This window comes from Vreelandella neptunia (assembly GCF_022489065.1).
Taxonomy (GTDB): domain Bacteria; phylum Pseudomonadota; class Gammaproteobacteria; order Pseudomonadales; family Halomonadaceae; genus Vreelandella; species Vreelandella neptunia_A.
The window spans coordinates 31,524-43,759 of record NZ_JAKVTW010000008.1; the positions used below are offsets into that span (position 1 = coordinate 31,524).

The window sequence follows — 12,236 nt, forward strand, 5'->3', positions numbered from 1 at the left end:
TGGCGGAAATGCCGGAATTGTCAGGAATATTTTCCGGCCATGGCGAAAGACCCTTGTTACAACCTGCCCTCGCCCGCTAATCGAGTGTTTATTAATGGCTATCTGATGACGTTTTTGAAGGCTCTTCGTCGCGCAATTGGCGGCGGAGCACTTTGCCCACATTGGTTTTGGGCAACTCATCACGAAATTCGATGACCTTAGGCACCTTATAACCGGTTAGCTCTTTTTTGCACCAATCACGTAGCGTTTTCTCATCAAGCTGACTATTTTTGCTCACCACAAACAGTTTAATGACTTCGCCAGCATTTTCATCCGGCACCCCAACTGCCGCCGACTCAAGGACATCCGGGTGAGCGGCAACCACATCTTCAATCTCGTTGGGATAAACGTTGAAGCCAGAGACCAAAATCATGTCTTTCTTACGATCAACGATGCGTATATAGCCATCATCCTGCAACACAGCGATATCACCGGTGTGGAACCAGCCATTCTCATCAATAGAAACCCGGGTTTCATCTTCGCGCTGCCAGTAGCCTTTCATCACCTGCGGCCCTTGAACGCATAGCTCCCCAGGCTCACCCATCGCCACATCGTTGCCGTCCGCGTCGACGACTTTTACGGCGGTGCCGGCAACCGGCTTACCGATGGTACCCAACTGAATCGCATCGGTGGGATTGAAACTTACAATGGGGGATGTTTCCGTCAGACCGTAACCTTCAGCAATCGGGCAGCCGGTGGTTTGCTCCCAGCGCTGCGCCGCGGCTTTGGTTAGCGCCATGCCGCCTGAGATGGTTAGCTTCAACTTAGAAAAATCCAGCTGTTTAAAATCATCACGATTGCATAGCGCATTAAACAGTGTATTGAGGCCGATGAAAGCGGTGAACGGCAGCCCTTTGAGTTCTTTGACAAAACTATCCAAATCGCGAGGATTAGTGATCAACAAAGAGTGGTTACCCGTTTCCATTAAAAACAAGCAGTTAACGGTAAATGTATAGATGTGATAAACCGGCAATGGAGCAATCACCAGCTCTTCGCCATCGGTCAGATGAGCGCCAATAGCTTCACGCGCCTGCAGCATATTGGCGATCAAATTACGATGAGTCAGCATCGCCCCTTTCGGCATTCCGGTCGTACCACCAGTGTATTGAAGCGCAGCTAAATCATCAGAACTTCTGTTGACCTCGGTGTGGCTTAGCGAGGCGCCTTTTTTTAGCGCATCGCGAAAGCCAATCGCATTGGGTAGCGAGTAGGCAGGTACCATTTTCTTGACGTGCTTCACCACGGCATTGATCAACCAGCGCTTGGGCACATCATGTAAATCAGCTAATTGGGTAACTAAAACGTGCTTGATGTCTGTTTTATCGAGCACTTTCTCCAACTTATCCGCCATATTGGCCAAGATTAAAATGGCTTTAGCGTTGGAGTCCTTGAACTGATTAGCCATTTCCCGCTCGGTATACAGCGGGTTGGTATTGACCACCACTAGCCCCGCCCGAAGCGCGCCAAAGACTGCCACTGGAAATTGCAGCACGTTGGGTAGCTGAATAGCGATCCGATCCCCGGGAACAAGGTCGGTTTCGTGCTGCAGCCAAGCGGCAAAGTCTGCTGATAGGCGGTCAAGGTCGGCGAAAGTCAGCGTTTTCCCCATGCAGGAAAATGCGGGCTTGTCCTTAAAACGTTCTACTGCGGTTTGGAAAACATCCGTGACTGAATCGTATTGATCCAACCCTTCAAGCGCTGGGCCACGTAAAACGGCGGCGTTGGCGTGTTCGCTCATGGGCAATCTCCGCTATCCATGTCGGCGTCAATCACCGACCTTGTTGTTGTCGCTAGGCTATTCTGGCTAGGTTCAGTTCTGTCTCAGTTCTGGCTCAGTTCAGTTCTGACCAAGTACAGATGCCCAACGATATACGACCTATAACAAGCTGTAAAACGATCGATTGAAACTTACGTTTCAACTTTAGCCCTAGTGTAAGACAGACAAAATCAGGACACCTACCCTTAACGTAAGATACTAAATCTATTATGGACAGTATCTCGCCTGGATTTCTCCATCTCGCCACACCAATAGCTCTCCAGGCACCATACGTTGCCACGCTTCATTGTGGGTAAGCGGCTCAGTGGCAATCACCGACACAATATCGTCGGGGGTGGTGTGTTCGGCAAAATTCACTGTCATTTCAGCGTCGGAGAGTTCCGCATCGCCAAAAGGTGCGCAGCGAGTGATGTGAGCCAGCTTGGTGGCGCAAAAGGTATATAAATAGCAGCCATCAGAGAGCAACATATTGAAAACGCCTAATGCTCTGAGCTCCTCACATAGCTGATGCACACGTTCCCAGAGCACTTCAAGCTTAGCTGGCGGGGTAGGAAAAGCGCGCCGTAGCTCGCCCATTAGCCAGCAGTAAGCGTGCTCGCTATCAGTGCTGCCAACTGGGGTGTAGTTGCCTAATGCCAGGCGCTCCCAGCCGCTTAATTGACCATTATGCGCATAGCACCAAGGCCGCCCCCACATTTCACGGGTGAAGGGGTGGGTATTGGCTAGCTTTACGCCCCCCACGTTAGCTTGACGAATGTGGCTGATTACCACATTGGACTTAATGGGGTAATCGCAAATTAGCCGCGCGATGGGGGAATCAACCGACGGGTGAGGGTCACGGAAATCGCGGTAGCCGCCCTCTTCATAGAAGGCGATTCCCCAGCCATCACGGTGGGGGCCTGTGCCCCCACCGCGGTGCAAAAAGCCCGAAAAGCTAAAACAGATATCGGTAGGCACATTGGCACTCATGCCCAGCAGTTCACACATACGCTTCACACATGCCAAGCCACCAAACAATTCACTAAGCGATCCATCAATTAATCACCGGTTCGCGACGGCGTGGGGGCGTCTGGTCATCCTCACGCTCCTCTTCTTGCGTGACATACTCCGCGCTACTCGAACGACGCCACCACCACAGAGCAACACCAATAAGCGCACCTAGCGCCATACCCAACACCAGCCACATAAGCCCACCACGCAGCGCTGCACCATTATTTTCTAGAAAGCCAACCGCCGCCACCATCGCCGCTGGTGCCCAACCGGTATAGAATTCACCCTCTTCTATTAACGGCAATCGAAAACTGGCGGGCGCCCATATCGCCCCAGCGACTGCCCAGGTCAGCACTAAGCGTGGCAAACGAGGCAAAAAAGTGAGCGCAAAATAGACCGCGACAATCACCAACAGCGAAAGCCCGTAGTAACTCAGCCACAGCAGTGATGTTGAATTTGCAAACAGCATAATACCCCTCATGTGGGTGAACTCACCCGACGTTGATTTCCCGTTATGGTACCTATCAATTTATGAAAGCACAGCAAGGCATACACTCAGGCTTACCCGCTGCGCGCTATTATCGCGCTAATGACCCGCAATGGCACTGGCTGGAAGAGCGCGAAAACACTGATGTTAGCAACTTTATTGAGGCCGCCAACCAGCAACAAGCCGATTGGTTTGAACCACTTGCCCCGCTGGAAGAAGCGTTATACCAGAGCCATCTAGCGCGTCGTGAATTGGCCGTCACGAGCCTTAAGACACCACTTGACCACTTTACGTTCTGGAGCGAGACCGGTGCCAAAGACGACTACCCCTGCTGGTGGCGTCACCCCAACCATCAGCCCGAACAGCTTGAATGCTTTTTCGACGTTAGCGCCCGCGCTACCGAGCATGATTTTTACGACATGGGCGACATGGCACTTTCTCCCGATGAGCAGTGGCTCGCTTGGACAGAAGACACCCAGGGAGATGAACGCTTTACACTATGGTTGAAAGCGCTACCTGATGGTAAACCCGTGAAGTTGCTCAGCGATATTGGCGCTGGCCTTTGCTGGGCGGAAGACCAAACCGCCACGATGGCCACTCTCCTATTTACTCGCTTTGATGATACCCAGCGCCCGGATAGCGTATGGCGCATACTGCTAAGCCTGGATGACCCCAGCGCCTCACTAGCGCCTGAGCTGGTGCTGCGGGAGGAGGATCCTGAGTTCTGGATTGGGATTGGCAAAACGCGTTCACGGTCATGGCTACTGCTGGAAAGTGGCTCGAAAGACACCAGTGAAATTCATCTGCTGCCCGCGCATACTCCAGCCGCAACACCGCTGTGTATTCAGCCTCGCCAGGCCGGGGTCGAGTACCATATCGACCATCGCCCGGGCAGCTTTTATCGACTGCATAATCAAGCAGGCGCTCACTTTCAGCTTGATTTTCTGTCGGAAAGCCAACTTGGCCAACGTCAATTAGATTGGCTAACCTTAATCGCTCACCGTGAAGAGGCCACGCTTGAAGGCGTTGATGCGTTCTCCTGGGGGCTGATGCTGGGTGAGCGCGACCATGACCAAGCGCAGGTACGTTTAAGGCGATTAGTGTTTAACGCGGAGCATACCTGCACACTGGATGAGTATCTGGCCCTGCCCGAACAGCCATGTTCACAACTGCTGGAAGATGCGCCGCACTTTGATAGCCAAGTGCTGCGTTTGCGCGAAGAGTCATTTACCCAGCCAACCAGCTGGTTCTCTCTTGATCTAACCAGCGGCGAACGAACGCTACTCAAACGTGCGCCCGTTTACGGCAGCCTTCAACCTGAACAACTCGTTAGTAAGCGTCTATGGGCCACCAGCCATGACGGCGAGCAGGTGCCTGTTTCGGTAGTCATGCGCGCTGACTTAGCGGATCAACCTTTACCCACGCTGCTGTATGGCTACGGCGCTTATGGTGAGGCGCTTGACCCCTGGTTCTCTATCGCCCGGTTAGAGCTGCTGGAATGCGGTGCCGCTTTTGCCGTCGCCCATGTGAGAGGTGGCGGTGAACGGGGTGAGCCCTGGTATCTAAATGGCAAGATGGCCCATAAGGAAAACAGCTTTCATGATTATATGGCAGCGCGAGAGGCACTGGTTGAGCAAGGCGTCAGCGATCCCCAGCGTATAGTGGCCTATGGCGCGAGCGCCGGCGGGCTACTTGTGGGTACCTGTATTAATCGTGCGCCGGACGCTTTCTGTGCTGCCTTGCTGGATGTGCCCTTCTTGGACGTACTGCGCACCATGCAGAACCCGGAACTTCCGCTGACGACCGCAGAGTACAGCGAGTGGGGGAACCCGGAAGCGCCTGACGTCATGGCAAGAATCCGCGGCTATTCACCGATCGATAATATCAAGCCACAAAAATATCCTGCGCTATGGATTGAAGGCAGCTGGTTCGACACCCGAGTAAGCTACTGGGAGCCGGCCAAATTTTACGCCCAGGTATCACTAGAGCAGCAAGGATCGGCGCCGATTCTCATGCGTACTGATATGAATAGCGGCCACGGTGGCGCATCCGGGCGATTCAAAGCCTGGCGCGATACTGCTCGGCAAGATGCTTTTATTCTTTGGGCGTTGGGCCTTGACGCTCATCCATCTCCAGATCCTGCATAAAGAGCATGAAGGCTTGCTGAGCCCCCGCCAGCACAGCAGGCCAGGTAGCGGGTGGGCAGTGGCGCTCAGCGAAGCGCCAAAAATCCGCCCACTGCGCATCATGTAAAGGATGAGCGCTGAAAAAACGCAGTGGCATCTGGTTTCCCATCACACTCTTCACTTGGCGGGCAATCATGGTGCCGCCCAAACGAGATCCTTCCAGCACATAGAGCATGCCAACCAGGCTAGCCATACTTTCTGGTGGCGAAGCGCCATGGGGTGATCTCACCTGCCTTCCTAGCTGGTAAATATCCGCTTTCAACAGCGCTGCGCGATGAGTAAGCGGGTAATGCGCACCGTTTGCCTTCAAACCACTGCTCAGCACCTCTTCCAAGCTTGCGATCGGCGCATAGAGGGTGCTTAACGCAGTGGCGTATTCTGGCAGGGTTAAATCTCGCTTTAGCAGCGGTTTTAATGCGGGGTGCTGGTCCACTCGACGGTGGTCTGCTCGTGTTTCTCGCTTCAACCATTCGCCAAGCGTTGGATTACTCATCCGCCTTCCAGCTAAATGACTTTGCCTGTTGAAGTAAGGCACGCAGTTTCAGCAGGTATATACGTGTACTGGAAGACCAGGGTTTACTATGGCCCACACGTTGCTCCACCCAGGCTTCAAACGATCGCCGGGGTGCAATCGCGCTGCTGCCATGACGATAGTCGACGGGTTTGTCTGGATTACCGCCCCAAGTGACTTCATAGAGGTGTTCTAACCGGCAAAGATAGAGATTAACGTTGTGATACTGATCCAGAGGTAAGTCACTGACCACGGCAACTCCCGCGATCTCACTCAGTGGCATATCCGCACAGTCGCGCTGAAGGTTATCGCTTATCCATACGGAGGACGTTTCAAAACGGGCGGCCTCAGCTACAACGCTTACTGCGCTCGCCGATAACACGACTCCTCGTTGATGGTACTCACTTCCCACCTGCAAAATAACGCCATCAGCACTAAACGTGTCCATTAGCCAGCGGCTTAATTCAGGCCAAGCACTCTCTAATTCACCATGGCGCATTAAGACTGTCTTAGCTTGGTCAAACTGGCGCTGCAATCCATCAAGTACCTGTAACCGTCGGCGTGCTTTATAGTCGCGCAGGCGTAAGTTAAAGGCTTCTGAAAGGGCACTCATGGCCTGTAACTGGCTAACGGTTAACTGTTTGGGCTCCGAACAGTGGCAAGAGATAAGCGCATCAAGCTCACCTGCTTGGGTAATGGGGAGAGAAATCGCCGATCCAACGCCCATATTGGCCATATACTCTTGATGAACAGGCGATACGCTGCGTAAATCAACCCAGGTAAGGTTGGGATGTGATGTCTGATCACGGCCAACAATGGCCACTGGTTCAGCGCTGGCGTTGGGGATAGAGCGCCATGGGTTTTTTAAGTAAAGCTGGCGCGCTATCTGGGGAATATCGCTGGCCGGGAAACGCAACCCCAAGTAGCTGCCATTGACGTCTGATTGGCGGGCTTCCGCGGTGACTTCACCATCGCCTTCCGGCATAAAACGGTAATAGTGCACCCTGTCGAAGCCGCTTAGCGCTAACAGCGAATCTAATAGCTGCTGGCACTGGCCTTCCAGCGCTTGACGGTCTTCCGGTATAGGGTAAGCCTCTCCACCCATTGGCATAAGCTCAGCATGAGCATCCACTGGGTATAGCTCAAATATTAACTGTTCGCCGTTATGGCTGATGATCACATCAAATTCTTGCTGCCCGATATTGCCCTGACCAACATAACGCTCACCTTTATTAAGTAGCGGCGCGCTAGTATGAATTTCCTCAAGAAAATCAGGCAGCGGTTGATCTAGCAAATGCTCTATACGCACATCCAAAGTGAGTAGGTTCGTCACATTAGCCGATACATGGCTAACAACTCCTTGAAGGTTACTCACCACCAGCGCCCCATGGGGCTGAATAGCGCCAGAAAGATGCAGTTGCTCTTGCTCACACTGTTCAATAAATCCTTTTTGCATCGCCACGTTAGGAATTCCTTTCCTTATCATCGTTACTTGTTGGCAAAGCATGTGCCGCTACTAACACGGTAAACTCAGCCAGTGGTAAAGGCCTTGATAATAAATACCCTTGTACGTAATCGCAGCCGTTAGCGGTCAACCAGTTCAGTTGGGATTGCGTTTCAACGCCCTCCCCCACCGTACGGATATCCAGCGCTTTGGCCATGCCTAAAATAGCCAGCGCAATCGCTTGATCACTCTCATCTGCGCTGCCCAGGCCATCTACAAAGCTTTTATCTATTTTTAGCTCTGCCAACGGTAGCCGTTTTAAATATGCCAAAGAGGAGTAACCGGTGCCAAAATCATCGACCGCCAGCTTAATACCCGCTTCACGTAGTTTTTCAATATTACCTAATGCCGCGCTGGAGCGGTCAACAAGCGTACTTTCGGTGATTTCCACCTGGATAAGCTCGTGGGGAACGCGGTACTGCTTCAAACAGGCAAACAAGTGAGAGATGAAACGCTCCTCCTGAAAGCTGCGAGCGGAGACATTCATGGCCACTGGAGGCGGGCCGATACCGTCGGCAAGCCATTGAGCTAGTTGGTTAACCAACAGCAGCGCGACATGCCGGTCCAGCTCCAAGATTAAGCCTGTTGCTTCAGCAACAGGAATAAAATCAGCAGGGCTCACAGCGCCCAATACCGGATCATTCCAGCGCAGCAGGGCCTCGGCCCCCACTAGTTGGTAGGGAGACGCACTGGTGAATTTAGGCTGATAAACCAAGTGCAAACGACCTTGCTCCATTCCTTCACGTAGGGCGTGCTCAATGGCGACATCACGCATTAAGCGTTCTTGAAGCTCAGGCTTGAACAGTTCAAAACGGTCACGACCGTTCTCTTTGGCACGATACATCGCCGTATCGGCGGCTTTGGTGAGGCCTGCCACATCTTCACCGTCATCGGGGCAAAAGGCTAGGCCAACGCTGGAGGTAACAAATAGCGAATGCCGACGGACTTCAAATGGCTTGGAAAGCGATTCAACAATCCGCTTAGCCACCTGCTCGGCACCTTCAATGGTGGTTTCGGTGACGATAATAGTAAACTCATCGCCCCCCAATCGAGCCACTGTGTCCATATCCCTCACCAGCTCACGCAGCCTGGCCGCCACTTGAATCAGCAGTTCATCGCCTACGTCGTGACCTAGGGTGTCGTTAATACTTTTAAAGTTGTCTAGGTCTAGGAACATCAGCGCGCTGATTTGATCATTACGTCGGGAGTGGGCAATAGCCACTTGAAGGCGATCTTGAAACAGTGTGCGATTGGGAAGCCCTGTCAATGCATCGTGGGTGGCCAGATACTCCGCATGCTGCTGAGACTCTTTAATGTGCGTGATATCTGAGAATACTGCCACATAAAGCATCTCTTCATGGCTATCCGGCTCAATGCTGTTAAGGGTTAACCACTGTGAAAACAGCGTGCCATCATGCCGTCGGTTCCAAACTTCCCCTTGCCAAAAGCCATTATGCTGAACCAGCTCCCATAAAATATGGCATGTGGACGAAGACTCAACATCTAGATCGTTTTCTTGCTCGCTGTAGAGGAGCGGAAGCGCAGGCGTATCCAGCACTTGCTGAGCGGAAAATCCGGTGATTTTCGAGAAGGCAGCATTGACTGACTGCACATTACCTAAGGCATTGATGACAACAATCGCCTCTCCCGCTTGCTCGTATACTTTGGCGGCTACCTGCATTTCACGCTCGGCCTGTTTGCGTGAAGTAATATCTTCAGCTTCTGTCAGAATCAGGTGGGGGCGGCCTTGCTCATCTCGTAATACTTGATGAACCGCCGAGAAGATGCGCACACTCCCTTCAGGCGCGGTCAACACATGCTCTGCATTTACCATGCGCTGATAGCGAAGCGCCTCAAGGTCACATGTCCATAAGGAGCTCGCATAAGGTTCCGGAAACAATTCAAAAGGCGTATGACCCACAAGCTCATCTTGAGAGAAGCCAAATGTATTTAAAAACTGGGGATTAGCAAAGGTGTAGTGACCGTTAAGATCCTTAAGCGACATTATGACGGTGCTATTTTCCATGAGGGCATGCAACTGCGCCTGAGATTGGCGTAACTTGGCCTGCACATGGCTAAGATCGGTAATGTCCATCAGTGTCACAATCAGCAGCTCCACCTTGCCATCGCGACTAACACCGGGGGTCATCACTCGCTGCAGCAACCGTCCTTCCACTTCGACCACACCCTCTTCCGGCAGACCGCTGACCATGACACTGGTAAGCTGCTCTTCCAAATTATTGAGCGCAGCAGGTAGCTTTAACCCAGCTACATGACGCTGAAGTGCGGTGGGCCGGAAATTAAAATAGCGCGCTGCGGGGGCGTTATAGCGCTTCAAACAGTGGTCGGTATCAAAAACCAACAGTGGAAAATCAAGCGCATCGTAGAGGTAGGTGTACTCTTCATTGAGCTTCGTCAATTCACTGGATTTTACATTTAGCTCTTCATTAAGGCTTATCAGCTCTTCGTTAGTGGCTTGCAGCTCTTCATTGGCTGCCTCCATCTCTTCATTAGTGGCTTGCAGCTCTTCATTAGATGCCTGCGCCTCTTCGTTAAGCGACTGCATCTCTTCGTTCGCCGTCGCCAGCTCTTCAATCAACGCTTGGAGATGTTCACGAGTAGCCACCAACTCATCTTCTAAGCTATTACCTTTTTCCAGCGGCAGGGGCTCCATCAGCCGTTCTAAAGAAACATCCGTGGACGGAACAGGCTCGACAATGGGAATCGGCATCAGAATCACCAGCAGTCGGCGGTCGTCATCACTCTCTGAGAGCGACCGCACACTGAGCTGCCACCAGCGTTCTTCAAGGCGTCGACGACGGCCTAATTGGGGCTCCCGCTGCTTCTGGAACTGATGCAACATCGCCATCAGCTCGCCACGGAAAACCGGATTAATCACGTCGCTAATACCCACTTGCGTGCGACCCGCAGGGAAATGCAGGAATTTGGCAACGTCACCCGCTGTATGTAAGACGCCGCCTTGGGTATCGCAAAGGGCAACCGTAGCCTGCATATGCGAAACCAGCGCATCTAACAGGTGCTGCACATCGCGATCACGCCGACGTAAAGGCTGGCTTTCCCCAGTCCCTTTCGATGAACGCACGGCAACGTCGCGACTTTCACCCTGTTTTCGAAACAGACGTTCGCGTCTATCCAGTGGTGTAAATAAACGCTCTGTTTGGGCGATACTTTCGGAGCGCCCCAGGAAAAGCACCCCTCTCGGCCTTAAGCCAAAATGAAAGCGCTGTAGCACTCGTGTTTGTAATTCATTATTAAAATAGATCAATACATTACGGCAAGAAACTAAGTTCAAACGCAGAAACGGCGGATCGTCGACCAAATTATGCTTGGCAAACACCACCATATCCCGCAGCTCTTTGTTGACCTCATAAGTATGCTCTTCAGCGGTGAAGTAACGCTCCACCCACTCTGGTGGCAATGCCTCAAGGGCTGCCGCTATGTAGCGACCTCGCCGGGCGATCTCCAAAGCATCCTCATCGATATCGGTAGCAAATATCTGCACCACGCGGCTGAACTCGCCATGTCGTCGCTTAGCCTCCGCAATCATTAGCGCAATCGAGTAAGCCTCTTCGCCGGTAGCGCAGCCCGCCACCCACACTCGCATCGGCTCACGTCCGGACTCCTCTATCAGGCTATTAACAGCGCCATCCAAAGCGTCAAACGCGGATCTGTCGCGTACAAACGCCGTCACCGAAATTAAAATATCACGGCCTAGCTGCTCTAGCTCCGCATGACTTGACTCAACTAATGCTAAGTATTGCTGCATATCAGCCACGTTGGTGGCGATAAGACGACGCCTGATACGTCGGCTTAGGGTGCCTTTCTTATAGCCGGAAAAATCCAGTTGCCGGTGCTTTTTTAATAATGCTAATAAGCGTTCCGGCACATCAGCATGGCTATCTTCATGGGATAGACGTTCAAGCCGCGAAAGCTCAGCCAAACGCGCACCCATGGACTCAACGTCCATGACATAATCGATTACCCCAGCATCCAGCGCCGATTGCGGCATACCGTTGTATTTAGCACTGGCAGGCGTTTGCACCATGGTGATACCCCCGGCCGCCATAATAGCTCGCAAGCCAGCCGTGCCATCCGACCCCGTACCAGATAGGACGATACCCACCGCGGCTTCATGGGCATCCGCCGCCAGCGAGATAAAAAATTCGTTAACCGATGGCTTTGGCCCCACGTGGGGCTTTATAGGGGTGGTATAAAACACTCCCTCTTTTATTAAGGCATTGGTATCCGCTGGTACCACATAAATGACCCCTGCCTCAGGGATTTGATTATTTTCAAAGCGCTGCACGCGCAGGCGGGTTTCACGACTTAAAATGTCTACCAGCATACTTTTATGAGTCGGTGATACATGTTGTAACACGACGTACGCCAGCGGCATATCGGGATCAAGCGGTTTAATCAGCTTTGAAATGGCTTCTAACCCGCCAGCAGAGGCGCCGATACCCACCACAAGTGGTGAGACTGGAGGGAAGCTGGCAGCGGTCATTTTCGTCCTTTACTAATCGGTAACAGTTAACGCTCAGTTTACACGCCTTATTGTGCAAAGCGACATTTCAAGAAATGGAATAGCCCAATAAGCACCTGTTTTATAATGTAGATTATATTCGAACCTACTACTGCTTTTGGCTACGACTCTGAAATTGAAGAGCTTCTAACTCTGCCTAGGCCTTAAGCCAAACTCTGCTTATCAAATACATGCTCGC

General features: G+C 52.3%; 7 protein-coding genes. 1 reads left to right on the forward strand and 6 read right to left on the reverse strand.

The window, feature by feature from the left end; translation table 11 throughout:
- Window positions 1-91: 91 nt before the first annotated feature.
- From MLE19_RS12070 to MLE19_RS12080, 3 genes are all read right to left on the reverse strand, one after another.
- Window positions 92-1,777, reverse strand: coding sequence for an AMP-binding protein (locus tag MLE19_RS12070; RefSeq protein WP_240718436.1), 1,686 nt, complete (start codon window positions 1,775-1,777; stop codon window positions 92-94).
- A gap of 246 nt (window positions 1,778-2,023) precedes the next feature.
- Entirely contained in the window at window positions 2,024-2,803 is a 780-nt protein-coding gene (locus tag MLE19_RS12075; RefSeq protein WP_240718437.1) for a class II glutamine amidotransferase, read from the reverse strand.
- Window positions 2,804-2,849: 46 nt separating this feature from the next.
- Window positions 2,850-3,275, reverse strand: coding sequence for a hypothetical protein (locus MLE19_RS12080; protein WP_240718438.1), 426 nt, complete (start codon window positions 3,273-3,275; stop codon window positions 2,850-2,852).
- A gap of 62 nt (window positions 3,276-3,337) precedes the next feature.
- Between MLE19_RS12080 and MLE19_RS12085 the strand changes: the two genes are divergently transcribed.
- A complete protein-coding gene (locus MLE19_RS12085; RefSeq protein WP_240718439.1) occupies window positions 3,338-5,440 on the forward strand; it encodes a S9 family peptidase in 2,103 nt (700 codons plus the stop codon).
- Here the strand turns inward: MLE19_RS12085 and MLE19_RS12090 are convergent.
- Genes MLE19_RS12090 through MLE19_RS12100 form a run of 3 tightly spaced genes read right to left on the reverse strand, consistent with a single transcriptional unit; the run spans window position 5,388 to window position 12,019 of the window.
- Window positions 5,388-5,972 (reverse strand): biliverdin-producing heme oxygenase, encoded by a 585-nt coding sequence (locus tag MLE19_RS12090; RefSeq protein WP_240718440.1) that lies wholly within the window; start codon window positions 5,970-5,972, stop codon window positions 5,388-5,390. The two genes, MLE19_RS12085 and MLE19_RS12090, sit on opposite strands and share 53 nt — an antisense overlap.
- The gene (locus tag MLE19_RS12095; RefSeq protein ID WP_240718550.1) at window positions 5,965-7,446 is read right to left on the reverse strand and encodes a GAF domain-containing protein; all 1,482 of its coding nucleotides are present in this window, start codon (window positions 7,444-7,446) and stop codon (window positions 5,965-5,967) included. The genes MLE19_RS12090 and MLE19_RS12095 overlap by 8 nt, the downstream gene beginning before the upstream one ends.
- A gap of 7 nt (window positions 7,447-7,453) precedes the next feature.
- A complete protein-coding gene (locus tag MLE19_RS12100; protein WP_240718441.1) occupies window positions 7,454-12,019 on the reverse strand; it encodes an EAL domain-containing protein in 4,566 nt (1,521 codons plus the stop codon).
- Window positions 12,020-12,236 lie beyond the last annotated feature (217 nt).